Origin of the sequence: Pseudomonas brassicacearum (assembly GCF_003732225.1) — a bacterium.
Classification (GTDB): domain Bacteria; phylum Pseudomonadota; class Gammaproteobacteria; order Pseudomonadales; family Pseudomonadaceae; genus Aquipseudomonas; species Aquipseudomonas brassicacearum_E.
Map to the genome: position 1 here is coordinate 395279 of NZ_MOBJ01000009.1, position 25378 is coordinate 420656.

Consider the following 25378-nt stretch of genomic DNA (forward strand, 5'->3'; position numbering starts at 1 on the left):
CAGCGGGCGTGGCTAATGGAATCTTGTTATCCGTCCAAATCCAAACAGCCTGAAAAGGCGTCATCGGACGAAAGGCGAACGGCACGGACCGTTCGCCTTTTTTTAAGCGTTAAGCGCCGACCAGGATCGGCTTTGCCAGAGGCGGGACGGCAACGCTGCTGATAGGCGCGATGCCGGCTTCGAACTCTGGACGGAAGTATTTGATTGCGCTGCCCAATGGCTCCACGGCGCCCGGTGCGTGAGCACAGAAGGTCTTGCCTGGGCCGAGGAAGCCGACCAGACCCAGCAGGGTCTCGATGTCACCGGCTTGCCCTTCACCGTTTTCGATGGCACGCAGGAGCTTGACGCTCCACGGCAAACCGTCACGGCACGGGGTGCAGAAACCGCACGATTCACGGGAGAAGAACTCTTCCATGTTGCGCAGCAGGGACACCATGTTGACGCTGTCATCCACCGCCATGGCCAGGCCGGTACCCATACGGGTGCCCACTTTGGCGATGCCGCCGGCGTACATTTGTGCGTCCAGGTGTTCCGGCAGCAGGAAGCCGGTACCGGCGCCGCCTGGCTGCCAGCACTTGAGCGTGTAACCGTCGCGCATGCCACCGGCGTAGTCTTCAAACAGCTCGCGACCGGTGACGCCGAATGGCAATTCCCACAGGCCCGGGTTCTTGACCTTGCCAGAGAAGCCCATGAGCTTGGTGCCCATGTCTTCACTGCCTTCGCGCGCCAACGATTTGTACCAGTCCACGCCGTCGGCAATGATCGCCGGCACGTTGCACAGGGTTTCTACGTTGTTCACGCAGGTCGGCTTGCCCCAGACGCCTACGGCGGCAGGGAAGGGCGGCTTGGAGCGCGGGTTGGCGCGGCGGCCTTCCAGGGAGTTGATCAGTGCGGTTTCTTCACCGCAGATATAACGCCCGGCGCCAGTGTGGACGAACAGCTCGAAATCGAAGCCGCTGCCCAGGATGTTCTTGCCCAACAGGCCGGCGGCCTTGGCTTCTTCCACGGCACGGTTCAGGTGCTTGGCGGCGGTGGTGTATTCGCCACGCAGGAAGATGTAGCCACGGTAGGTTTTCAGCGCGCGAGCACTGATCAGCATGCCTTCGATCAGCAGATGGGGCAGTTGCTCCATCAGCATGCGGTCTTTCCAGGTGTTGGGTTCCATTTCATCCGCATTGCACAGCAGGTAGCGGATGTTGATGGATTCGTCTTTGGGCATCAGGCCCCACTTCACGCCCGTGGGGAAACCTGCGCCGCCGCGACCCTTGAGACCGGAGTCCTTGACGGTCTGGACGATATCGTCCTGGGCCATGTCGGCGAAGGCTTTGCGCGCTGCCGCGTAGCCGTTCTTGGCCTGGTACTCGTCGAGCCAGACTGCCTCGCCATCGTCACGCAGGCGCCAGGTCAGCGGATGGGTCTCTGCGCTGCGCTTGATGCGGTTGGCAGGGCCGAAGGAAGTCAGGGTCATACGTAGCCCTCGAGCAATTTGGCAACGCCAGCAGGCTGCACGTCGCCGAATGTGTCGTCGTCGATCATCAACGCCGGCGCCTTGTCGCAGTTGCCGAGGCAGCAGACCGGCAGCAGGGTGAAACGACCGTCGGCGGTGGTTTGACCCAGGCCGATGCCCAGCTTGCTCTGGATTTCGCTGACCACCGACTCGTGGCCACCGATGTAGCAGACCATGCTGTCGCAGACGCGAATAATGTGACGGCCGACTGGCTGACGGAAGATCTGGCTATAGAACGTCGCCACGCCTTCAACGTCGCTGGCCGGGATGCCAAGGATCTCGCCGATGGCGTAGAGCGCGCCGTCAGGCACCCAGCCACGTTCCTTCTGGACGATCTTCAAGGCTTCGATCGACGCCGCGCGCGGGTCTTCGTAGTGATGCAGCTCGTGCTCGATGGCCGAGCGCTCGGTTTCGCTCAAGGCGAAACGGTCTGTCTGGATAAGCGTGCTGTTCATGCTTAGCGGTCCACGTCGGCCATAACGAAATCGATACTACCCAGGTACGCGATCAAGTCCGCGACCATGCTGCCTTTGATCACCGAAGGGATCTGTTGCAGATGCGGGAAGCTTGGGGTGCGAATCCGGGTGCGGTAGCTCATGGTGCCGCCATCGCTCGTCAGGTAATAACTGTTGATGCCCTTGGTCGCTTCGATCATCTGGAAGGATTCGTTGGCCGGCATGACCGGGCCCCACGAAACTTGCAGGAAGTGCGTGATCAAGGTCTCGATGTGCTGCAGCGTGCGCTCTTTGGGCGGCGGCGTGGTTAGCGGGTGATCCGCCTTGTACGGGCCTTCCGGCATGTTGCGCAGGCACTGGTCGATGATCTTGATGCTCTGGCGCATTTCTTCAACGCGCACGATGCAACGATCGTAGGCATCGCCATTGGCGGCCAGCGGCACTTCGAATTCGAAGTTCTCGTAGCCGGAGTATGGACGGGCTTTACGCAGGTCGAAATCGCAACCGGTCGAACGCAAGCCTGCACCGGTGACGCCCCATTCCAGGGCCTCTTTGGTGTTGTAGGCGGCGACGCCGATGGTCCGGCCACGCAGGATGCTGTTGTCCAGTGCGGCTTTCTGGTATTCGTCCAGACGCTTTGGCATCCACTCGACGAAGTCTTTGACCAGTTTTTGCCAGCCGCGTGGCAGGTCGTGAGCGACGCCACCGATGCGGTACCAGGCCGGGTGCAGACGGAAACCGGTGATGGCTTCGATCACCGTGTACGCTTTCTGGCGGTCGGTGAAGGTGAAGAACACCGGAGTCATGGCGCCGACGTCCTGGATGTACGTCCCCAGGAACAGCAGGTGGCTGGTGATCCGGAAGAACTCGGCCATCATGATGCGGATGACGTCGACCTTCTCTGGCACCTTGATGCCGGCCAGCTTCTCGACCGAGAGTACGTACGGCAGGTTGTTCATCACGCCGCCGAGGTAGTCGATACGGTCGGTGTACGGGATGAAGCTGTGCCAGGATTGACGCTCGGCCATCTTCTCGGCACCACGGTGGTGGTAACCGACGTCCGGCACGCAGTCGACGATCTCTTCGCCGTCCAGTTGCAGGATGATGCGGAACGCACCGTGAGCCGAAGGGTGGTTCGGGCCCAGGTTGAGGAACATGTAGTCCTCGTTCGGACCGGAACGCTTCATGCCCCAGTCTTCAGGTTTGAAGCGTGCGGCTTCTTCCTCAAGCTGTTGCTTGGCCAGGGTCAGGCTGAACGGGTCGAACTCGGTGGCACGGGCCGGGAAGTCCTTGCGCAGCGGGTGACCTTCCCAGGTCGGTGGCATCATGATGCGGGTCAGGTGCGGGTGACCGGCAAAGTTGATGCCGTACATGTCCCACACTTCACGCTCGTACCAGTTGGCGTTTGGCCAGATACCGGTCACGGTCGGCAAGCTGAGGTCGCTTTCGGACAAGGCGACTTTGATCATTACGTCACTATTACGTTCGATCGACATCAAGTGATAGAACACAGTGAAATCGGCACCGCTCGGCAAACCCTGGCGCTTGGTGCGCAGACGCTCGTCCACGCCATGCAGGTCATAGAGCATGACGTACGGCTTGGGCAGGTTGCGCAGGAAGGTCAGGACTTCGACGAGTTTGGCACGGGCAACCCAAAGCACCGGCATGCCGGTGCGGGTGGCCTGGGCGCTGAACGCCTCAGGGCCAAAACGGTTGTTCAATTCGACGACCACATCCTGGTCGTCTGCCTTGTAAGGCGGGATGTACAGAGCACTGCCTGTAGTCATGGTTTTTTTATCGCTTTCGGTCAACGTAAAGAATGAAGCCAGTTTCTCGTTTCTTTGCAGGAACAGAGCTGGATCAGACTTCGTCGGGGCTGCGCAGGTTGGTTACCTGAATACGCTGTTCGCGGCGCTGTTCCTTTTGCGATGGCATCTCGGCGCGATAAACGCCTTGATCACCAACGACCCAGGAAAGTGGGCGACGCTCCTGGCCAATCGACTCCTGCAACAGCATCAAGCCTTGCAGAAAAGCTTCAGGGCGGGGCGGGCAGCCAGGCACGTAGACGTCCACGGGCAGGAACTTGTCCACCCCTTGAACGACGGAGTAGATGTCGTACATGCCACCGGAGTTGGCGCACGAACCCATGGAGATAACCCACTTCGGCTCGAGCATTTGCTCGTAGAGACGCTGAATGATCGGCGCCATCTTGATGAAGCAGGTTCCGGCAATAACCATGAAATCCGCCTGGCGCGGCGATGCCCGGATAACCTCGGCGCCAAAGCGCGCGATGTCGTGGGGCGCCGTGAAGGCGGTGGTCATTTCCACGTAGCAGCACGAAAGACCGAAGTTATACGGCCACAGGGAGTTCTTGCGCCCCCAGTTGATCGTGCCGTTAAGCACGTCTTCGAGCTTGCCCATGAAAATGTTTTTGTGGACTTGATCTTCTAACGGATCGGAAACGGTTTCCCGCTTGCCGATCGGGTACTGCTCGTTAGGAGCATCCGGGTCGATCCTGGTGAGATTGTATTGCATTGCCAAAGCCTCATTGTTTCAGCTTCGCCTGCCGCTTACGACGAGCTGCCGGAGCCCAATCAAGGGCGCCCACTCGAAATAGGTAGACAAGACCTGCCAACAGAATTGCTATGAAAACGAGAGCTTCGACGAATCCGGTCCAGCCGCTTTCGCGGACGGACACAGACCAGGCAAAGAGAAATAGGGCTTCGATATCGAAGATCACGAAAAGCATCGCGACCAGATAGAATTTGGCTGAGAGCCGCAAGCGGGCGCCACCGGTAGGTAGCATGCCGGACTCGAACGGTTCGTTTTTGCTGCGGCCCCAGGCTTTTGACCCGAGGAGGCTGGAGACGCCGAGCATGAAGGCGCAAAGGCCGCCGACACCCAGAAGGAAAATGGCAAAGCCCCAGTTGTGGGCCATGAGTCCTGTCGCTTCGGGCATGCTGGTAATCCTTAACAGAGAGCAAAGGTCTCTGAGCTTGAAAAGAAACAAAGCAGTGACGATATGTCGCAGCAATCAATCGCGGTGATTTTATGGCTAAACACCGAGCAAGTAAATTTTCTGTGGCGAAATTATTTATAAGAATAAGGACATAGCGCACCTCCAAAACCCCGCAGCCCATACGTTGCGGGCATTAGCCGGGGTTTTGTCAATAATGTTTTGTGTGTGTTGCAACGAACATGCTTGTCGCTAAATGATAATCAATATTATTTGTAGCGGTTTTTAAACTGTTATTCGGGGTAGTGGCTGGAAAGTTGCGCTTACATCCCTGCTACTGCAAGTAACGCGCGGGGTCGTTTTACCCTGTTTTGCCGATCGAAATACCGCGCTGGATCAATGTTTTCTTTTGCCCGCCTTCGTCCATTGTGGGAGCGAGCTTGCTCGCGATGGCGGCCTTCCATTCGATACTGTGCTACCTGACATTCCGCTATCGCGAGCAAGCTCGCTCCCACAGGGTTCGGTGGTTCCTTTCAAATCGCGGGCAAAAAAACGCCCCGAACCAGTCGGGGCGTTAGATGTGCGGCATTCCGGTTAGCTTTTTACTCGGTCCGGAAGGGCCGTTTGCTCGTTCGAATCAGATCAGTGGAACTGTTCTTCTTCGGTGGAACCGGTCAGCGCGGTAACCGAAGACGAGCCGCCCTGAATCACGGTGGTCATGTCGTCGAAGTAGCCGGTGCCCACTTCCTGCTGGTGAGCCACGAAGGTGTAACCCTTGGAGGCGTCAGCGAACTCCTGCTCCTGCAGCTTCACGTAGGCAGTCATGTCGTTGCGGGCGTAGTCGTGCGCCAGGTTGAACATGCTGTGCCACATGTTGTGAATGCCGGCCAGGGTGATGAACTGGTGCTTGTAGCCCATGGCGGACAGTTCGCGCTGGAACTTGGCGATGGTCGCGTCGTCCAGGTTTTTCTTCCAGTTGAAGGAAGGCGAGCAGTTGTACGACAGCAGTTGGTCCGGGTATTCCTTTTTGATCGCTTCAGCGAAGCGACGGGCTTCGTCCAGATCCGGCTTGGCGGTTTCGCACCAGATCAGGTCGGCATACGGCGCGTAGGCCAGGCCGCGAGCGATAGCCTGGTCGAGGCCGGCGCGAACTTTGTAGAAGCCTTCCTGGGTGCGCTCGCCAGTCACGAATGGCTGGTCGTACGGGTCGCAGTCGGAAGTCAGCAGGTCAGCCGCGTTAGCGTCGGTACGAGCCAGGATGATGGTCGGAGTACCGGCAACGTCAGCCGCCAGACGGGCAGCGGTCAGCTTCTGTACGGCTTCCTGGGTAGGAACCAGTACCTTGCCGCCCATGTGGCCGCATTTTTTCACGGACGCCAGTTGGTCTTCGAAGTGAACGCCGGCAGCGCCTGCTTCGATCATGCTCTTCATCAGTTCGTAGGCGTTCAGAACGCCACCGAAACCGGCTTCAGCGTCGGCAACGATCGGTGCGAAGTAGTCGATGTAACCTTCGTCGCCCGGGTTCTTGCCGGCTTTCCACTGGATCTGGTCAGCACGACGGAACGAGTTGTTGATGCGCTTGACCACGGTCGGTACGGAGTCGACCGGGTACAGCGACTGGTCCGGGTACATCGATTCTGCAGAGTTATTGTCTGCAGCAACCTGCCAGCCCGACAGGTAGATCGCCTGGATACCGGCTTTAACTTGTTGTACTGCCTGGCCGCCGGTCAGGGCGCCCATGCAGTTGACGAAATCTTTCTCGGGGCGGAAAGCAGGCTTGGCACCCTGGGTAACCAGGTTCCAGAGCTTCTCGGCGCCCATTTTTGCAAAAGTGTGCTCAGGTTGAACCGAGCCACGCAGACGGACGACGTCAGCAGCGGAGTAAGTGCGTGTCACGCCTTTCCAGCGCGGGTTTTCAGCCCAGTCTTTTTCAAGGGCTGCAATTTGCTGTTCGCGTGTCAGTGCCATGGAGATAAACCTCGTCGCGTCTTTTGTGGAAAGTGGTTCTTGGTGGAAAATTCCAGTTGCCAATACGCACATTCAAATGGGGCGTAGATGGCTGCTCGCTGACCAGAAGCTTAGGCGGTCAAGTCGGGTCTGGCGGGGAAGGCGACGGGATGAACGATGGGCTCGAGGATGAAAGCTGAGCAGGTAAGGGCGAACTGGCGGGCGCATTCGGGCGTCGTGGGCCTTTATACGATCATCAGTGTGTTGCCGGGCTACCTATTACGCTTCCGTCCCTCGGGACAACTTCGTTCCAGTCGCAACCTCGTCAAACACACCTTGTGGGCGGTACAGACACGAATCGGCTCAGGTCGGTAAGGTTAGAGCGCGATTCGAAGGCCCTTGCCGGGGCCTCTGATTAGCGGGAGCGAGGCCATCATGCCTTTGCTTTTTTGGCTCGTCAAACATTTTGTAGTGCTTTTTTTCAAGCACTACATCTTTGGTCTAATACGACTAATCAGTCAGTTTTCGGTGTGTTAGTCCAGGGCGTCGACTTTCACTCGCAAGGTCATGTCATCCCGGCCCTGAGTCGAGTAGCTGCGGCTCAGGCGCTGTTTGTCGGCTTGCGTCTGGCGGTTGACGCCGGCCAGAGTGATCCACTCGCCCAGGCGACCGCTGACGGTTGTGTCGGTACTTTGCACGTTCACTACATCGGGACGCTCCTGGCTCATACGGTCACGGTTGGTACTGATCGCCAGGTGAACGATGTCGCCGGTGACGCTGGCGGTGACGTAGAAGCCCTGGGTGACGTTGCGGTATTGGGTCTGGCTTTGCAGGTGAGCGTAGTTGTTGGGCAGGTTTTGCGGCTGGCCGGAGGTGTTGCTCTGGTTTGGCAGCGCAGCGTAGGCATCGGTCTGGGTGGTGGTCAGCGGCACGCTTTGGCCGACCTGGATCAGAGCCGGTGTGCCTTCGCTGGTCTGGACCTGCTGGATGCCGCCTTCGCGGCTGTCGGTGCTGTAGGTGATGATCTGTGTCTGCTGATCGGCGTTGTTTTGCTGGTTGTTTTCGTTGGTGTCGACGGTGATCAGCAGGCGTTTTGGCACGGTGTCGAGCTGTGCGATCAGGGTCTTGAGTTCGTCGATCTTGTCGGGTTCGGCGTTGACGATCAGTTGGTTGCCATAGGCGCTGACCTTGCCGTCCCTGCCGATAAAATTCTGCGCAACCGGCAGCAGGTCGGCGCTGGTGCGATTGTTGAGCTGCACCACCTCGGTAGCGGCGATGACCGAAAAACTGCAGGTCAGCAGCAGCGTGGTGAGCAGGGTGCGTAGGGACATGTCCGTTATCTCCGCGATCAAAGGCTTGATATTGCCAGTTTGTCGGCCTGCGGTGGGGCAAGTTGAATTCTAGACAGCAAAACGCCCCGCTATCTGAGGATGGCGAGGCGTTTTTGTGGTGTTCCTGAAATTGCCATCGCGAGCAAGCTCGCTCCCACAGTGGATTGATGGTGTTGCTGCAATCTGTGGCAGCTCACAAATCTAATGTGGGAGCGAGCTTGCTCGCGATGGCCGCGCCGCGGTCTCAAGCCGAATGACGCACCATGTCCACATGCGGAATCCCGGCTTCCAGGAACTCCTCACTGACAATGCTGAAGCCCAAACGCTCATAGAACGCTGTTGCCTGCACCTGAGCACTCAGCATCTGCTGTTTGAGCCCGCGCTTCTCGGCTTCACCAATCACTGCTTGCATCAGCTTGTCGCCGACTTTCAGGCCGCGCCAGTCCTTGAGTACCGACACCCGGCCGATGTGACCATCGGGCAGCAGGCGGGCGGTGCCAATCGGAAAGTCGCCTTCGAAGGCGAGGAAATGCACGGCGCTCGCGTCGTCGGCATCCCATTCCAGTTCAGGTGGAACGGATTGCTCGGCGATGAACACCGCTTCACGAATGCGCCGGATCTCGGCGATATCCTTTTGCCAGTCTGCGACACGTACGCGAATTTTATTCATCGGCAAATCCCAGGCTACCTTGCTTGACCAGTTCGCACAGCAGGTTGCGGCCGTCTTCATCGCTCAGCCATTGGCCAAGGTTGTCGACGTGCAGCGCATCGGCGGCGCAAATCATTTTCAGCAGTTCGCGCAGCTTGCCCGGCAGGTAACGGCTCTGGCCGCTGGCGAACAGCAGCAGGTCATCGTCGACTTCGGACCAGGCCAGGCGTGCGCTTGGGTTGCGAATCAGTACGGCGCCTTGCTCAAGGCTGCTCAGCAGGTCGTCTTCTTCCAGCTCCGGACCCACTACCAGTTCCGGGTAGCGCGGCTCGGTCATGAACTGGCCGAACCAGGTCAGCAGCAGGCGCTCGTCGCTCATGTGCTCGGCCAGCAGGCTTTTCAGGCGGTCGAGTGCGTCATGCTGGATCTGGTGCGGGTCGATCGCTGGCTGTGCGTCGGCATCGGTGTAGCGCTCTTCATCAGGCAGGAACTGGCTGAGGAAGTCGGTGAAGTGGGTCAGTACTTCAGCGGCGCTTGGCGCGCGGAAACCGACCGAGTAGGTCATGCAATCGTCAACGGCCACGCCGCAGTGGGCCAGGCGCGGCGGCAGGTAAAGCATGTCGCCCGGTTCCAGGGTCCACTCGTCGGTGGCTTCGAAGTCGGCGAGGATGCGCAGGTCGGCATGTTGCAGCAGCGGGCTGTCGGAATCGCACATCTGGCCGATTTTCCAGTTGCGCTTGCCGTGGCCTTGCAGCAGGAACACGTCGTAGTTATCGAAGTGCGGGCCGACGCTGCCACCGGGGGCGGCGAAGCTGATCATCACGTCGTCGATGCGCCAGCTCGGCAGGAAGCGGAAGTGCTCCAGCAGTTCGCTGACTTCCGGCACGAACTGGTCGACAGCCTGCACCAGCAGGGTCCACTCGCGCTCTGGCAGCTTGCTGAATTCGTCTTCGGCAAACGGGCCGCGACGCAGTTCCCAAGGGCGCTCGCCGTGCTCGATGACCAGGCGCGATTCGACTTCTTCTTCCAGCGCCAGACCGGCCAGTTCGTCGGCGTCGATCGGGCTTTCGAAGTCAGGGATCGCCTGGCGGATCAGCAACGGTTTTTTCTGCCAGTAGTCGCGCAGGAATTCCCGTGCCGTGATGCCGCCCAGAAGTTGAAGAGGAATATCAGGATTCATGTGTAACCTATTGAAAAAAAGCACTTTTCAGACGGGAATAAAAACGCCCGGCGCTGCCGGGCGTCTCAAAGGGTCAAGCGGTCGATCAGATGCGTTTGGCTTGTGCCACGGCGTTGCCGATGTAGTTGGCCGGGGTGAGCTTTTTCAGCTCGGCCTTTGCTTCGGCAGGCATGTCCAGCGCATTGATGAAAGTCTGCAGCGCTTCAGGGCTGATACCCTTGCCGCGCGTCAGTTCTTTCAGCTTTTCGTACGGGTTTTCAATGTTGTAGCGACGCATCACGGTCTGGATTGGCTCGGCCAGGACTTCCCAGCACGCGTCCAGGTCCGCAGCAATCTTCTGAGCATTGAGCTCTAACTTGCTGATTCCCTTGAGACTTGCTTCGTACGCGATCACGCTGTGGGCGAAGCCGACACCGAGGTTGCGCAGTACGGTGGAGTCGGTCAGGTCGCGCTGCCAGCGGGAAATCGGCAGTTTGCTCGCCAGGTGCTGGAACAGTGCGTTGGCGATACCCAGGTTGCCTTCGGAGTTTTCGAAGTCGATCGGGTTGACCTTGTGCGGCATGGTCGAGGAACCGATTTCGCCGGCAATGGTGCGCTGCTTGAAGTAGCCCAGGGAGATGTAGCCCCAGATATCGCGATCGAAGTCGATCAGGATGGTGTTGAAGCGCGCGATCGCGTCGAACAGCTCGGCGATGTAGTCGTGCGGTTCGATCTGCGTGGTGTACGGGTTGAAGCCCAGACCCAGTTCGTCTTCGATGAAGGCGCGGGCGTTGGCTTCCCAGTCGATTTCCGGGTAGGCCGAAATGTGTGCGTTGTAGTTGCCGACAGCGCCGTTGATCTTGCCCAGCAGCGGTACGGCAGCGACTTGAGCGATCTGACGCTCCAGACGGTAAACCACGTTCGCCAGTTCTTTACCCAGGGTGGTCGGCGACGCCGGCTGACCGTGGGTGCGCGACAGCATCGGCACGTCGGCGAAGCGGATTGCCAGCTCACGGATAGCCTCGGCGGTCTGACGCATCAGCGGCAGCATCACGTCATCACGGCCTTCGCGCAGCATCAGCGCGTGGGACAGGTTGTTGATGTCCTCGCTGGTGCAGGCAAAGTGGATGAACTCACTGACGTTGGCCAGTTCAGGCAGCTTGGCAGCCTGCTCCTTGAGCAGGTACTCAATGGCTTTAACGTCGTGATTGGTGGTGCGCTCGATCTCTTTGACACGCTCGGCGTGCTCCAGAGAGAAGTTTTCCGCCAGGGTGTTCAGCACTGCGTTGGCTTCGGCGGAGAACGCCGGCACTTCGCTGATGGCAGGGTGGGCGGCCAGGCGCTGGAGCCAGCGCACTTCAACCAGGACGCGAGCACGGATCAGACCGTATTCGCTGAAAATTGGGCGCAGGGCCTGGGTTTTGCCGGCGTAGCGGCCGTCAACAGGGGAAACCGCAGTGAGCGAAGAGAGCTGCATGGGGTGTTCTCGGACAGTCGGGCAACGAAATGGGGCGCGTATCATACATGAAAAAATCCGCTGGTCCGTTGCCAACTGACCAGCGTCTTACGCGTTACAGGCTAAAAAACAGTATTACGGGCGCAGTTCAGCTGCTGCGCATCAGCGGATAAAGCTCTTTGAGCAGTTTGCGGCGGCTGATCACCAACTGCCAGCGATGACCGCCCAACTGCCGCCACAGGCGTGCCGAACGGATGCCGGCCAGCAACAGGGCGCGGATCTTCGAGGCGTTGCTCGGCTGTTGCAGGTTGCGCATGTCGCCGTGCACCTGAATACGTTGGCGCAGGTTGCTCAAGGTGTCCTGATACAGTGCGCCACAGGCGGCGATCACGTTTTCGTGGGCCGGGCCGAAATGCTCGACCTGGGACTGAATCTGCGGCAAGCGCTTGCCGATCACTTCGAGCATGTCGCCGCGTTTGGCCAGTTGTCGCTCAAGACCGAGCATCGACAGTGCATAGCGCAGTGGCTCGCGCTGCAAGGTGCTCGGGTCGCGCTCGAGGGCGCCGATCAATGCGCGATAACCTTCGCGCAGATTGATGTCGTCGCCACCGTAGACCTCCAGCGTGTCCTTGGGGTCGATGATCAACAAGCTGCCGAGCATGCAGGTCAGGCCGGCTTCAGTGACCTGGCCAGTCTTGGCGATCTTGTCGACCAGAACAGCAGCGAGAAACACGCCGCCGAGCGCCGTCAGTTGCTCCTGAGTCGGGCTCATGCGCGCGAATCCTTGCTGCTCCAGGGTTCGGCGACTTCGATGACGCCGCCACCGAGGCAGATTTCACCGTCGTAAAACACTACGGATTGACCTGGGGTGACCGCGCGCTGCGGGTCATCGAAGGTGGCGCGGTAGCCGTTGGCGGTTTTTTCCAGGGTGCAAGGCTGGTCGCTCTGGCGATAGCGGACTTTCGCCGTGAGTTTGCGTGGCGAACTCAGGTCGACCGGGTTGACCCAATAGATGTCCGAGGCGAGCAGCGCGCGCGAGAACAGGTAGGGGTGGTCATTGCCCTGGCCAACGATCAGCTCGTTGTGTTCCAGGTCTTTGATCAGCACGTACCACGGCTCGTCGCCGGCGTCTTTCAAACCGCCGATGCCCAGGCCCTGACGCTGACCGATGGTGTGGTACATCAGGCCATGGTGGCGGCCGATCACTTCACCTTCGGTGGTTTTGATTTCGCCTGGCTGCGCCGGCAGGTATTGCTTGAGGAAGTCGCTGAAGCGTCGCTCACCGATAAAGCAGATACCGGTGGAGTCTTTCTTCTTCGCAGTGGCCAGGTCGTGTTTCTCGGCAATCGCGCGAACTTCGGGTTTTTCCAGTTCGCCGACCGGGAACAGGGTCTTGGCGATCTGTTCGCCACCTACGGCGTGCAGGAAATAGCTCTGGTCCTTGTTCGGGTCCAGGCCTTTGAGCAATTCGGTACGGCCGTCGATGTCGCGGCGGCGCACGTAATGGCCGGTGGCGATCAGGTCGGCGCCGAGCATCATGGCGTAGTCGAGGAACGCCTTGAACTTGATTTCACGGTTGCACAGGATGTCCGGGTTCGGCGTGCGGCCGGCCTTGTATTCGGCCAGGAAGTGCTCGAACACGTTATCCCAGTACTCGGCGGCGAAGTTGGCGGTGTGCAGCTTGATGCCAATCTTGTCGCACACGGCCTGGGCGTCGGCCAAGTCGTCCATGGCGGTGCAGTAGTCCGTTCCGTCGTCCTCTTCCCAGTTCTTCATGAACAGGCCTTCCACCTGATAACCCTGCTCGATCAGCAGTAGGGCAGAAACGGAAGAGTCCACGCCGCCGGACATGCCGACAATGACGCGCTTCTTTTGTGTGTCAGAAGGGGCTGGATCACGCATAGGGATTTAATGAGTGTCTTGAAAAAGGACGCGATTCTATCAGGCCCGAGCCTGCAAGGCTAAAGAGAAGGGCGGATCAGTTCGAGACTAAAGAGTTTACCGCTCAGATAATCGTCGATACAGCGAATAATCAGCTCGCTGCGCCAGTGATCGCGCTGCGCCAGGAGTTCGTCGCGGGTCAGCCATTTTGCGCCGACGATGCCGTCGTCGAGTTGATAGTCGGGGTGGTGCTTCAAGGCTTTGGCGGCAAAACACACGCGCTGGTAAGTCACGCCGTTGCTCGGGGCGGTGTAGAGGTAGATGCCCACCACGCCAGTGGCTTCGACGTCCCAGCCGGTTTCTTCGAGGGTTTCGCGCACAGCCGCTTCGGTCAGGGTTTCATTTGGGTCCAGGTGGCCTGCCGGTTGATTGAGTACCGCGCGTCCGCCCTTGAGTTCTTCGACCATCAGGAATCGGCCGTTGTCTTCGACGATGGTGGCGACGGTGATGTGGGGTAGCCAATCCATAATGCGTCCTCGATTTTAATGTTGAAACACGGTCAGTGTGGGAGCGAGCCTGCTCGCGATTGCGGCGGATCAGTCAATATCAATGTTGAATGATAAACCGCTATCGCGAGCAGGCTCGCTCCCACATTGGTCCGGTGTTCACATTGGAATTGTGTAAAGGCCACAAACACAAACCCCGGCACGAGGCCGGGGCTTGTGATGTTCCCTTACAACCTTAAACCAGCGCAGCAATCGCCGCGTTGAAGGTATTGCTTGGGCGCATGGCCTTGCTGATCAGCTCGGCGTCGGCGTGGTAGTAACCGCCGATGTCCACTGGCTTGCCCTGAACGGCGTTGAGCTCGGCAACGATGGTCGCCTCGTTCTCGGTCAGGGTTTTCGCCAGTTGGCTGAACTGCGCTTGCAGCGCTGCGTCTTCAGTCTGGGCAGCCAGGGCCTGAGCCCAGTACAGCGCCAGGTAGAAGTGGCTGCCGCGGTTGTCGATGTTGCCGACTTTGCGCGATGGCGACTTGTTGTTGTCCAGGAACTGGCCGGTGGCCTGGTCCAGGGTCTTGGCCAGCACCAGCGCTTTAGGGTTGTTGTACGTCACACCCAGATGCTCAAGGGAGGCGGCCAGGGCCAGGAACTCGCCCAGGGAATCCCAGCGCAGGAAGTTTTCTTCCAGCAACTGCTGAACGTGCTTCGGCGCCGAACCGCCGGCGCCGGTTTCGAACAGACCACCGCCGTTCATCAGCGGAACGATCGACAGCATCTTGGCGCTGGTGCCCAGTTCCATGATCGGGAACAGGTCGGTCAGGTAGTCGCGCAGGACGTTGCCGGTCACCGAGATGGTGTCCTTGCCTTCGCGAGTGCGAGCCAGGGTGAAGGCCATCGCGTCGACTGGCGACATGATGCGGATGTCCAGGCCGGAAGTGTCGTGGTCCTTCAGGTAAGCCTGAACCTTCTCGATCACTACGCCGTCGTGAGCGCGCATTGGGTCGAGCCAGAAGATCGCTGGCGTTGCGCTTGCGCGAGCACGGTTGACGGCCAGTTTGACCCAGTCCTGGATCGGCGCGTCTTTGGTCTGGCACATGCGGAAGATGTCGCCGGCTTCAACCGACTGCTCCAGCAGGGTGCGACCAGCGCTGTCGGAAACGCGAACCACGCCGTCAGCCTTGATCTGGAAGGTCTTGTCGTGGGAGCCGTACTCTTCGGCTTTTTTCGCCATCAGGCCAACGTTTGGCACGCTGCCCATGGTGGTTGGATCGAAAGCACCGTGCAGCTTGCAGTCTTCGATCACCGCCTGGTAGATGGTCGCGTAGCAGCGATCCGGGATCACCGCCTTGGTGTCGTGCAACTGGCCATCGGTGCCCCACATCTTGCCGGAGTCACGGATCATGGCCGGCATCGAGGCGTCGACGATGACGTCGCTCGGCACGTGCAGGTTGGTGATGCCTTTGTCGGAGTTGACCATCGCCAGCGACGGACGAGCGGCGTAGACCGCCTGGATATCGGCTTCGATCTGGGCTTGCTGCTCGGCAGGCAAAGCCTTGATGCGGGCATACAGGTCGCCGATGCCGTTGTTCAGGTTGAAGCCGATCTGTGCCAGCACGTCAGCGTGCTTGGCCAGGGCGTCTTTATAGAACTCGGCAACGATCTGGCCGAACATGATCGGGTCGGAGACCTTCATCATGGTGGCTTTCAAGTGAACCGACAGCAGCACGCCTTTTTGCTTGGCGTCTTCGATTTCAGCAGCGATGAAGCTGCGCAGGGCATTTTTGCTCATCACGGCGCAATCGAGGATCTCACCGGCTTGTACGGTGGTTTTTTCTTTCAGGACGGTGGTGCTGCCATCCCGAGCGATCAGTTCGATTTTGACGGCGTCAGCGGCGTCGATCAGGGCGGCTTTTTCGCTGCCGTAGAAATCGCCGGTGCTCATGTGAGCGACGTGAGACTTGGAGTCTTTTGCCCAGGCGCCCATTTTGTGCGGGTGCTTGCGAGCGTAGTTCTTGACCGACAGCGGTGCGCGACGATCGGAGTTGCCTTCACGCAGAACCGGGTTTACCGCGCTGCCCTTGATCTTGTCGTAACGGGACTTGGCGTCCTTGTCAGCGTCGCTGGTCACGGTTTCCGGGTAGTCCGGCAATGCATAGCCCTGGGCTTGCAGTTCTTTGATCGCGGCCTGCAGTTGCGGAACCGAAGCGCTGATGTTCGGCAGCTTGATAATGTTCGCTTCCGGCGTGACGGCCAGGGCGCCCAGTTCGGCGAGGTGGTCGGCTACGGCTTTGTCACCCAATTGCTCGGGGAAGCTGGCCAGAATGCGCCCTGCAAGAGAGATATCGCGAGTTTCCACGGCGATATCAGCGGAGGCGGTGAAGGCCTCTACGATAGGCAACAGTGAATAGGTGGCGAGGGCTGGGGCTTCGTCGGTGAAGGTATAGATGATCTTCGAGCGGGTGGGCATATTCGGATTAACTCTCTCTTCTTTGCTAAAGCGTGCGCAGAAACTCGAGGGGCGCCGGGTAAGCGCGTTCGTTCAAAGTCATCCATGAGCCGAATGTCGAGGTTTCTTCGCGGTGATGTTGGGTGCATCAGTAGAGCGTCAAGCGGTCGGGCTGCGGTAACAGCTCGGCTTATCGGGCGGAAAGTCTCGCAATAGAGCGCTCAGCCGTCGTGACCCTGTGGTCAGCGGCGGCATTATACATAGGTAGCTGGCAATCTGCCGATGGTTCATATGCAACCTATGTCGTCCATTGGTCTAAAGGTCGCAGGGGGGTGTGGGGCGTAGAGTCTTGCACCGTGCTTGAGTTTGGCGCTTTTCCCTTTGCTTTCAGACTTGTACGTCGCGAACTGCGCAGCTTTGCGGCAGATGGATGGAACATAGGGTTTGCGTGCCGATTTAACTGGGGTACGCTCGGACGAAGCCAGATGTTCAATCCAAACAATGGAGTTCAGCATGGGATACAAGAAGATTCAGGTTCCAGCAGTCGGCGACAAAATCACCGTCAATGCAGACCATTCTCTCAATGTTCCTAACAACCCGATCATCCCTTTCATTGAAGGTGATGGTATTGGCGTTGATATCAGCCCGGTCATGATCAAGGTTGTCGATGCTGCTGTTAAGAAGGCTTACGGCGGCGAGCGCAAAATTTCCTGGATGGAAGTCTACGCCGGGGAAAAAGCGACTCAGGTTTACGATCAGGACACCTGGCTGCCTCAGGAAACTCTGGATGCAGTCAAGGATTACGTGGTTTCCATCAAGGGGCCGCTGACCACGCCGGTCGGTGGCGGTATCCGTTCCCTCAACGTTGCTCTGCGTCAGCAACTCGACCTTTATGTGTGCCTGCGTCCTGTGCGCTGGTTCGAAGGCGTGCCTAGCCCGGTCAAAAAACCTGGCGACGTCGACATGACGATCTTCCGCGAGAACTCGGAAGACATCTACGCCGGTATCGAGTGGAAGGCCGGTTCGCCGGAAGCGACCAAGGTCATCAAGTTCCTTAAAGAAGAAATGGGCGTCACCAAGATCCGTTTCGACCAGAACTGCGGTATCGGCGTCAAGCCGGTTTCCCTGGAAGGCACCAAGCGTCTGGCACGCAAGGCTCTGCAATACGTTGTCGACAATGATCGCGATTCGCTGACCATCGTCCACAAGGGCAACATCATGAAGTTCACCGAAGGTGCCTTCAAGGAGTGGGCCTACGAAGTGGCGGCCGAAGAGTTCGGCGCAACCCTGCTCGACGGCGGCCCGTGGATGCAGTTCAAGAACCCGAAAACCGGCAAGAACGTTATCGTCAAGGATGCCATCGCCGACGCCATGCTCCAGCAGATCCTGTTGCGCCCGGCTGAATACGATGTGATCGCGACCCTGAACCTCAACGGCGACTACCTGTCCGACGCCCTGGCGGCTGAAGTGGGTGGTATCGGTATCGCGCCAGGTGCCAACCTGTCCGACACCGTGGCCATGTTCGAAGCCACCCACGGCACCGCACCGAAGTACGCCGGCAAGGACCAGGTAAACCCGGGTTCGCTGATTCTGTCGGCTGAAATGATGCTGCGCCACATGGGCTGGACCGAAGCGGCCGACCTGATCATCAAGGGCACCAACGGCGCCATCTCGGCCAAGACCGTGACCTATGACTTCGAACGTCTGATGGAAGGCGCCAAACTGCTGTCTTCTTCCGCGTTCGGCGATGCGCTGATCTCGCACATGTAAGCGACCAGTGGCCACACAGGCCACTATGCGTTAAATAAAAAAACCGGCCGACTCAAATGATTGAGTCGGCCGGTTTTTTATGTCTGGAAGTTTGCTGGTATCAGCTCAACGCAGGCTCGTGCTGGACGGTCATTGCCGGCGCGGGCGCATTGGCCTTTACTGTAGCTGAGTCGATGTTGATCGCGTGCAGACCTTTGGGACCCTGGATGATCTCGAAGCTCACGGGTTGGCCTGCTTTCAAGGTCTTGTAACCGTCCATTTTAATGGCCGAGTAGTGGGCGAAGAGATCTTCTTCCTTGCCGTCCTCGTTGATGAAGCCATATCCCTTGGCATTGTTGAACCATTTGACCTTACCGCTAGCCATGCTCATATCCCTCTGCAACAGACTCCATCACTGGAGTATCATCCAGTTAATCCGCATCAACCCTGAATTGGGGTTGACGCCGCGGACCTTTTTTACCCACTGTGGGCTCTATTGGTTGTAACACTGATTTGCCGATAGTCAAGGTGACCAAGCAGTCGGAGTTGAAAAGCTCTGGGGCCGCCCCCACCACTGTATTCAGCTCAACTAACGAACCTTTCTTTCCATGCATGCAATCAGCCAGATTCGACTAACATTCAATCAGGATCGCCCGACTCTCCAGAAAGATCACCCGGAGGTACACGACGACGATTCAGCAGGCATTGCTGTACAGGAGGCTAAGCCTGCGTTACAGGCGCCGCCGATGTACAAGGTGGTTTTGTTCAATGATGACTACACACCGATGGATTTCGTCGTCGAAGTGCTCGAGGTGTTTTTTAACCTGAATCGCGAGCTGGCGACCAAGGTCATGCTGGCCGTTCACACAGAAGGACGGGCAGTATGTGGAGTGTTTACCCGCGACATCGCCGAGACCAAGGCCATGCAGGTCAACCAGTACGCCAGGGAAAGCCAGCATCCGCTACTCTGTGAAATCGAGAAGGACGGTTAACGCCGACCACTTGGGTATGAGGTGAAGCTATGTTAAACCGCGAGCTCGAAGTCACCCTCAATCTCGCCTTCAAGGAGGCGCGTTCGAAACGTCATGAGTTCATGACCGTCGAACACCTCCTGTTGGCTCTATTGGATAATGAGGCTGCCGCCACCGTTTTGCGTGCCTGCGGCGCAAACCTCGACAAACTCAAGCATGATCTGCAGGAGTTCATCGACTCCACCACGCCTTTGATCCCCCTTCATGACGAGGATCGCGAAACCCAGCCAACCCTGGGCTTCCAGCGTGTACTGCAACGTGCTGTCTTTCATGTACAGAGCTCGGGCAAACGCGAAGTGACTGGCGCCAACGTGCTGGTCGCAATCTTCAGTGAGCAAGAGAGTCAAGCAGTGTTCCTGCTGAAACAGCAGAGCGTTGCACGCATAGATGTCGTCAATTACATCGCTCATGGCATTTCGAAAGTGCCAGGGCATGGCGAACACTCTGAAGGTGAGCAAGATATGCAGGACGACGAGGGCGGTGAGTCTTCTTCTTCTGGCAATCCTCTGGATGCTTATGCCAGCAACCTCAACGAACTTGCACGCCAGGGCCGTATCGACCCGTTGGTAGGGCGTGAAATGGAAGTTGAGCGTGTCGCGCAGATTCTGGCGCGCCGGCGTAAAAACAATCCGTTGCTGGTTGGCGAGGCAGGCGTGGGTAAAACCGCGATTGCCGAAGGTCTGGCCAAGCGCATTGTCGACAATCAGGTGCCTGATCTGTTGGCCAACAGTGTGGTTTATTCGCTCGATCTGGGCGCGTTGCTCGCTGGGACCAAGTACCGCGGCGATTTCGAGAAGCGCTTCAAGGCGTTGCTCAATGAGCTGAAAAAACGTCCACAGGCGATCCTGTTCATCGACGAGATCCACACCATTATTGGTGCGGGGGCTGCGTCCGGTGGTGTCATGGATGCTTCGAACCTGCTCAAGCCGCTGCTGTCGTCGGGTGATATCCGTTGCATCGGTTCGACCACGTTCCAGGAATTCCGTGGAATCTTCGAGAAAGACCGTGCCCTGGCTCGGCGCTTCCAGAAGGTCGACGTGTCGGAGCCTTCGGTCGAAGACACCATTGGTATCCTGCGCGGTCTCAAGGGGCGTTTCGAACTCCATCACAACATCGAATACAGTGATGAAGCCCTGCGTGCCGCTGCCGAACTGGCCTCACGCTACATCAATGATCGGCACATGCCGGACAAGGCCATCGACGTCATCGACGAGGCGGGCGCCTATCAACGTCTGCAGCCAATCGAGAAGCGTGTGAAACGCATCGAGGTGCCTCAGGTCGAGGACATTGTGGCGAAGATCGCGCGGATTCCGCCAAAACACGTCACCAGCTCCGACAAAGAGCTGCTGCGTAACCTTGAGCGCGATCTGAAGTTGACGGTGTTTGGCCAGGATGCGGCGATCGACTCCTTGTCGACCGCGATCAAGCTGTCCCGTGCTGGCCTGAAGTCGCCTGACAAGCCTGTCGGTTCGTTCCTGTTTGCCGGCCCTACCGGTGTCGGTAAAACCGAAGCGGCTCGGCAACTGGCCAAGGCGCTGGGGATCGAGCTGGTTCGCTTCGACATGTCCGAATACATGGAGCGCCACACCGTTTCGCGTTTGATCGGTGCACCTCCAGGCTACGTCGGATTCGATCAGGGCGGCCTGCTGACTGAAGCGATCACCAAGCAGCCTCACTGCGTGCTGTTGCTCGATGAAATCGAGAAGGCGCATCCGGAAGTCTTCAACCTGCTGTTGCAGGTCATGGACCACGGTACGCTCACCGATAACAACGGGCGCAAGGCGGATTTCCGTAACGTGATCGTCATCATGACGACCAACGCCGGTGCCGAAACCGCAGCTCGGGCTTCTATCGGCTTCACGCATCAGGATCACTCTTCCGACGCGATGGAAGTGATCAAGAAGAGCTTCACGCCGGAGTTCCGTAACCGTCTGGACACCATTATCCAGTTTGGTCGCCTCAGCCATGAGGTCATCAAAAGCGTGGTGGACAAGTTCCTTACCGAACTGCAGGCGCAACTGGAAGACAAGCGTGTTCTGCTCGAGGTCACCGACGCTGCGCGCAGTTGGCTGGCGGCGGGTGGTTACGATGCGACCATGGGTGCACGACCAATGGCGCGTTTGATCCAGGACAAGATCAAGCGTCCGCTGGCGGAGGAGATTCTCTTTGGCGAACTGGCCGAACATGGCGGTGTGGTACACATCGACATCAAGGATGGCGAGTTGACCTTTGACTTCGAGACCACTGCGGAAATGGCCTGACGGTTGTTGCTGTTGCTTTAAAGCAGAAGGCGCCTGATGGCGCCTTTTTGCTGTCTGCGGGTTGGTCTGGATTGGGGTGTATATCCGTTGCTGCGGTAACGGCGGCTTAGGGTTTCGCCCTTACGGCGAGTCACTTTTGACAAGCGCCTCAAAAGTAACCAAAAAGTCTCGCCCCGAGCGTACGGCACCTCGCTTAGGCTCGGCGTTCCCTCGCTCCGGTGTCCATCAGGAGGCATCGCCTACGGTCTGCTTCGCGACGACCTCCTCTCGATGTGTCCGGCTACGCCGTACGGCGCTGCGCGCCAACCTCCTGATGAACACCTCCACTCGGCCTCCCGAGGGGGCGGGTGGATCAAGATCAACAGCAATAGCACGGCGACCTACCGGTCGGCCTGAGTGGTAGGGGTGTGTTTGGCTTTGGATGCTACGCAGAGCGTTGGGGGTGATCGAGTAACTGTAGGAGCAAGGCTTGCCCGCGATGGCGACCTGACTGTTGATCAGTTTCTGGTGGGTGTACTCGAATTATATTGGGGCTACGGAACGCTTTGGCTTTGGCTTTTGATCTTGATCTGCTTCTGATCTCTCGCCCCTTCGGCAGGCCGAGCGTAGGTGTTCATCAGGGGGTAGGCGCGTAGCGCCGTTCGACGAAGTCGAACACATCGAGAGGAGGTCGTAGCGAAGCAGACCGTAGGCGATGCCCCCTGATGGGCACCGTAGCGAGGGAACGCCGAGCCTAAGCGAGGTGCCGTACGCTCGGGGCGAAGCCTTTTGCTTACTTTTCGGCGTTTGGAAAAGTGAGTCGCTGTAAGAGCGAAACCCTAAGCCGCCATCACCGCAGCAACGGATATGTCCCCAACCGACGGCCCAACCAATGCCCTAAACAAATCCCAGACAAACAAAAACGCCCGGCAGAGCCGGGCGTTTTGTATTGACTTGATTAACGAGCGCGGTAAGTGATCCGCCCTTTGCTCAAGTCATAGGGCGTCAGCTCGACGCGCACTTTGTCACCGGTAAGAATACGAATGTAATTCTTGCGCATCTTGCCGGAAATATGCGCGGTTACGACGTGCCCATTTTCCAACTCCACACGAAACATGGTGTTGGGCAGGGTGTCGACGACAGTGCCTTCCATTTCGAAGCTGTCTTCTTTCGACATGCAGTAAAGCCCTCGGTATCCAATGAATGGCCCGGTGCAACTGCGCCAGGCAAAAGCGGCGTGCATTGTGCCCGAAAAATGGGGTTTAAGCCAAGGGCTTCTAGTTTAGAACCACCCAGCGTTGATTAATCAGCAGCTCGATGGGGCGATACTGGGTCTTGTAGTTCATTTTTTTGCAGTTTTTGATCCAGTATCCGAGGTAGACCGCATCCAGCCCCAGTCGCCGGGCTTCGTTGATTTGCCAGAGAATCGCGTAACGCCCCAGGCTGCGACGATCTTCTTCGGGCTCATAGAAGGTGTAAACCGCCGACAAACCGTTGGGCAGCAGGTCGGTCACGGCGATCGCCAGCAGGCGACCTTCGAGGCGGAACTCATAGAATCGCGAAAACGGCAGATCACGGACCAGAAAGGTCGAAAATTGATCGCGGCTGGGGGGGTACATGTCGCCATCGGCGTGACGCTGTTCGATATAGCGCTGGTAAAGGTCGAAATATTCTTCGCTGTAACCCGGTTTGGCGGGGCGAACCTGCAGGTCGGCATTGCGTTTGAAAATACGTTTCTGCTGACGGTTAGGCGAAAATTGCGCAACGGGAATGCGCGCAGGCACACACGCATTGCAATTTTGGCAATGCGGCCGGTACAGGTGATCGCCACTGCGACGAAAACCCATTTCCGACAGGTCTGCATAGACATGCACATCCATGGGCTGGCTAGGGTCGAGGAACAGCGTAGTGGCCTGTTCGTCGGGCAGATAGCTGCAAGAGTGGGGTTGAGTGGCATAAAACTTGAGGCGCGCCAACTCGGTCATGAATCAACCCTCGGGAATAGCTGTTCAATTAAGTGTAAGCCACGGCTGCAAAAGTCGCTCAGCAAACCCATGTGGCACGGCTGGGTTGATCAAGATGTTGCTGAAGATAACCAGCAAACTCGCGACGAGGGATCGCCCGGGCACCCAGGCTGTGCAGATGATCGGTCGGCATCTGGCAGTCGATCAGCACAAAACCGGCGTCCTTCAGGTGATTGACCAGCGTGGCGAAGCCGAACTTGGAGGCATTGTCGGCGCGGCTGAACATCGACTCACCAAAAAACAGCTGACCCATTGCCAAGCCATAGAGCCCGCCCACCAGCACCCCTTGATCCCAGACTTCAACCGAATGGGCGTACCCACGAGCATGCAGCTCCGTATAGGCGGCTTGCATAGCGTCGGTGATCCAGGTGCCGTCGGCGTACTCCCGTGGCGCGGCGCAGGCGTTGATGACGGCGGCGAAGTCCTGGTCGAACGTCACTTCGTAGCGTTTTTGCCGCAGCAGTTTGCCAAGGCTGCGAGAAATATGCAGTTCGTCGGGAAACAATACGGTGCGTGGATCGGGTGACCACCAGAGGATCGGCTGACCCTCCGAGAACCACGGGAAGCAGCCGTGGCGATAAGCCCGGATCAGCCGATCAGCACTAAGGTCGCCGCCAGCGGCAAGCAAGCCGTTAGGGTCACGCATGGCTTTTTCCAGCGGCGGGAAGTTCAGGGAGTCGCGTTGTAACCAGGTCAGCATGGCATCCGGGCTTACAGAAGGGGAGGGCAGCGGCAGGTCGAGGCCCGCCGCAATGAATGTCTTATCAGTTGTCGTCGAGGTATTTTTCAGCGTCCAGTGCTGCCATGCAACCGGCACCGGCGGAAGTCACCGCCTGGCGGTAGACGTGGTCGGCTACGTCGCCCGCTGCAAACACGCCTTCGATCTCGGTGGCGGTGGCGTTGCCTTCGCTGCCGCCCCGGACGCGCAGATAGCCGTTATGCATCTCCAGCTGGCCCTGGAACAGGTCGGTGTTGGGCTTGTGGCCAATGGCAATGAACACACCGGTCAGCTCCAGGTCTTTCATCTCGCCGGTCAGGCTGTCGCGCAGGCGTGCGCCGGTCACGCCGCTGGCATCGCCGAGAACCTCGTCAAGGTTCTGGTTCCAGTGCAGGCGGATATTGCCGTTTTTAGCGCGTTCGAACAGTTTGTCCTGAAGAATCTTCTCTGAGCGCAGCTTGTCGCGGCGATGGATCAGGTGGACCTCCTTGGCGATGTTGCCCAGGTACAGCGCTTCTTCAACGGCGGTGTTGCCGCCGCCAATCACCGCGACCACCTGATTGCGGTAGAAAAAACCATCGCAGGTGGCGCAGGCAGAAACGCCTTTGCCGGCGAAGGTTTCTTCAGAGGGCAATCCCAGGTACTGCGCCGAGGCGCCGGTCGCGATAATCAGTGCGTCGCAGGTGTAAGTGCCGCTGTCGCCGGTGAGTCTGAACGGTCGTTGCTGCAACTCTGCGGTGTGAATGTGGTCGTAGACGATCTCTGTGTCGAAACGCTCTGCGTGTTTTTGCATGCGCTCCATCAACACTGGACCGGTCAGGCCTTCGACATCGCCTGGCCAGTTGTCGACTTCAACGGTGGTGGTCAACTGACCGCCGGCTTGCAGGCCCGTGATAACGGTCGGCTTGAGGTTGGCACGAGCGGCATAAACGGCAGCGCTGTAACCGGCAGGGCCGGAACCCAGAATGATCAGGCGTGAATGCTTAGCTTCGCTCATAAAAACACCTCATAAGCCTTTGTCACAAAAGAGAATGCATGCTCAAATTGAAGCGCGCGCAACGTACTTTTGGCTATGCTACACCTTAGCTGCTCTAGCGTGGCATCGTGCGGGCAAACCCGTACAATGCCGGTCTGTATCGGGATGTTCCGAAATCTTTGTTATAAAAGATCGTCCGAACGCGGCCCGAGCCTTCGGCAGCTCCTACGATTTCATACGGTTTTAGATTTCGATGTCAGAGTGTTAAAAGTAGTCTCTGTTGTGCTCGTTAACTTTGTTACCTGCCCGGATTGGGCAGTTTTTTGTAGTCAATCAACAGTTGGACGCGCTAC

The 25378-nt window shown here is 58.3% G+C and carries 22 protein-coding genes; 3 read left to right on the forward strand and 19 right to left on the reverse strand.

From position 1 onward, the window contains the following. Nucleotides 1–109: 109 nt before the first annotated feature. From nuoF to BK659_RS15485, 14 genes are all read right to left on the reverse strand, one after another. On the reverse strand, nucleotides 110–1468 hold the full coding sequence (nuoF, locus tag BK659_RS15420) for an NADH-quinone oxidoreductase subunit NuoF (RefSeq protein ID WP_123425882.1): 1359 nt from the start codon (nucleotides 1466–1468) through the stop codon (nucleotides 110–112). Further along, the gene (nuoE, locus tag BK659_RS15425; protein WP_007970445.1) at nucleotides 1465–1962 is read right to left on the reverse strand and encodes an NADH-quinone oxidoreductase subunit NuoE; all 498 of its coding nucleotides are present in this window, start codon (nucleotides 1960–1962) and stop codon (nucleotides 1465–1467) included. Before nuoE ends, nuoF begins: the two co-directional genes overlap by 4 nt. Before the next feature lie 2 nt (nucleotides 1963–1964). Next, on the reverse strand, nucleotides 1965–3749 hold the full coding sequence (gene nuoC / locus BK659_RS15430; RefSeq protein ID WP_123426094.1) for an NADH-quinone oxidoreductase subunit C/D: 1785 nt from the start codon (nucleotides 3747–3749) through the stop codon (nucleotides 1965–1967). Nucleotides 3750–3822: 73 nt separating this feature from the next. Next, the gene (locus BK659_RS15435; RefSeq protein WP_008014893.1) at nucleotides 3823–4497 is read right to left on the reverse strand and encodes a NuoB/complex I 20 kDa subunit family protein; all 675 of its coding nucleotides are present in this window, start codon (nucleotides 4495–4497) and stop codon (nucleotides 3823–3825) included. 10 nt (nucleotides 4498–4507) lie between these two features. Continuing rightward, nucleotides 4508–4921 (reverse strand): NADH-quinone oxidoreductase subunit A, encoded by a 414-nt coding sequence (locus BK659_RS15440; RefSeq protein WP_095079282.1) that lies wholly within the window; start codon nucleotides 4919–4921, stop codon nucleotides 4508–4510. Nucleotides 4922–5560: 639 nt separating this feature from the next. Then, a complete protein-coding gene (aceA, locus tag BK659_RS15445; protein ID WP_123425883.1) occupies nucleotides 5561–6886 on the reverse strand; it encodes an isocitrate lyase in 1326 nt (441 codons plus the stop codon). 512 nt (nucleotides 6887–7398) lie between these two features. Beyond that, nucleotides 7399–8196, reverse strand: coding sequence for a secretin N-terminal domain-containing protein (locus BK659_RS15450; protein ID WP_123425884.1), 798 nt, complete (start codon nucleotides 8194–8196; stop codon nucleotides 7399–7401). Between the two features lie 244 nt (nucleotides 8197–8440). Next, on the reverse strand, nucleotides 8441–8866 hold the full coding sequence (locus BK659_RS15455) for a GNAT family N-acetyltransferase (RefSeq protein WP_123425885.1): 426 nt from the start codon (nucleotides 8864–8866) through the stop codon (nucleotides 8441–8443). Beyond that, entirely contained in the window at nucleotides 8859–10025 is a 1167-nt protein-coding gene (locus BK659_RS15460) for a ribosomal protein uL16 3-hydroxylase (RefSeq protein ID WP_071550697.1), read from the reverse strand. Before BK659_RS15460 ends, BK659_RS15455 begins: the two co-directional genes overlap by 8 nt. An 85-nt stretch (nucleotides 10026–10110) precedes the next feature. After that, a complete protein-coding gene (purB, locus tag BK659_RS15465; protein WP_123425886.1) occupies nucleotides 10111–11481 on the reverse strand; it encodes an adenylosuccinate lyase in 1371 nt (456 codons plus the stop codon). Nucleotides 11482–11608: 127 nt separating this feature from the next. Continuing rightward, a complete protein-coding gene (gene hflD, locus BK659_RS15470; protein WP_123425887.1) occupies nucleotides 11609–12232 on the reverse strand; it encodes a high frequency lysogenization protein HflD in 624 nt (207 codons plus the stop codon). Further along, entirely contained in the window at nucleotides 12229–13362 is a 1134-nt protein-coding gene (gene mnmA, locus BK659_RS15475) for a tRNA 2-thiouridine(34) synthase MnmA (RefSeq protein ID WP_071550694.1), read from the reverse strand. The genes hflD and mnmA overlap by 4 nt, the downstream gene beginning before the upstream one ends. 59 nt (nucleotides 13363–13421) lie before the next feature. Next, nucleotides 13422–13868: an NUDIX hydrolase gene (locus tag BK659_RS15480; RefSeq protein WP_123425888.1), complete on the reverse strand. Its 447-nt coding sequence runs from the start codon at nucleotides 13866–13868 to the stop codon at nucleotides 13422–13424. Nucleotides 13869–14082: 214 nt separating this feature from the next. Then, nucleotides 14083–16308: an NADP-dependent isocitrate dehydrogenase gene (locus BK659_RS15485; RefSeq protein WP_123425889.1), complete on the reverse strand. Its 2226-nt coding sequence runs from the start codon at nucleotides 16306–16308 to the stop codon at nucleotides 14083–14085. Between the two features lie 492 nt (nucleotides 16309–16800). Here BK659_RS15485 and icd point away from each other — a divergent pair, with 492 nt between their 5' ends. Further along, entirely contained in the window at nucleotides 16801–18057 is a 1257-nt protein-coding gene (icd, locus tag BK659_RS15495; protein WP_071550691.1) for an NADP-dependent isocitrate dehydrogenase, read from the forward strand. Nucleotides 18058–18157: 100 nt separating this feature from the next. Here icd and cspD read toward each other — a convergent pair whose 3' ends face one another. Continuing rightward, nucleotides 18158–18421, reverse strand: coding sequence for a cold shock domain-containing protein CspD (gene cspD / locus BK659_RS15500; RefSeq protein WP_123426095.1), 264 nt, complete (start codon nucleotides 18419–18421; stop codon nucleotides 18158–18160). 223 nt (nucleotides 18422–18644) lie between these two features. Here cspD and clpS point away from each other — a divergent pair, with 223 nt between their 5' ends. Then, nucleotides 18645–19028, forward strand: coding sequence for an ATP-dependent Clp protease adapter ClpS (gene clpS, locus BK659_RS15505; RefSeq protein ID WP_030130931.1), 384 nt, complete (start codon nucleotides 18645–18647; stop codon nucleotides 19026–19028). Nucleotides 19029–19057: 29 nt separating this feature from the next. After that, complete coding sequence (gene clpA / locus BK659_RS15510; protein ID WP_054597844.1) at nucleotides 19058–21328, forward strand: ATP-dependent Clp protease ATP-binding subunit ClpA; 2271 nt, start codon at nucleotides 19058–19060, stop codon at nucleotides 21326–21328. 937 nt (nucleotides 21329–22265) lie between these two features. Here clpA and infA read toward each other — a convergent pair. The 4 genes from infA to trxB all read right to left on the reverse strand — a co-directional run bounded on the left by infA (nucleotide 22266) and on the right by trxB (nucleotide 25046). Further along, the gene (infA, locus tag BK659_RS15515) at nucleotides 22266–22484 is read right to left on the reverse strand and encodes a translation initiation factor IF-1 (protein WP_002553999.1); all 219 of its coding nucleotides are present in this window, start codon (nucleotides 22482–22484) and stop codon (nucleotides 22266–22268) included. 100 nt (nucleotides 22485–22584) lie between these two features. After that, the gene (locus tag BK659_RS15520; RefSeq protein WP_123425891.1) at nucleotides 22585–23292 is read right to left on the reverse strand and encodes an arginyltransferase; all 708 of its coding nucleotides are present in this window, start codon (nucleotides 23290–23292) and stop codon (nucleotides 22585–22587) included. Between the two features lie 58 nt (nucleotides 23293–23350). After that, nucleotides 23351–24031, reverse strand: a complete 681-nt coding sequence (gene aat / locus BK659_RS15525) for a leucyl/phenylalanyl-tRNA--protein transferase (RefSeq protein WP_123425892.1) — start codon at nucleotides 24029–24031, stop codon at nucleotides 23351–23353. Nucleotides 24032–24095: 64 nt separating this feature from the next. Continuing rightward, on the reverse strand, nucleotides 24096–25046 hold the full coding sequence (gene trxB, locus BK659_RS15530) for a thioredoxin-disulfide reductase (protein ID WP_123425893.1): 951 nt from the start codon (nucleotides 25044–25046) through the stop codon (nucleotides 24096–24098). Nucleotides 25047–25378 lie beyond the last annotated feature (332 nt).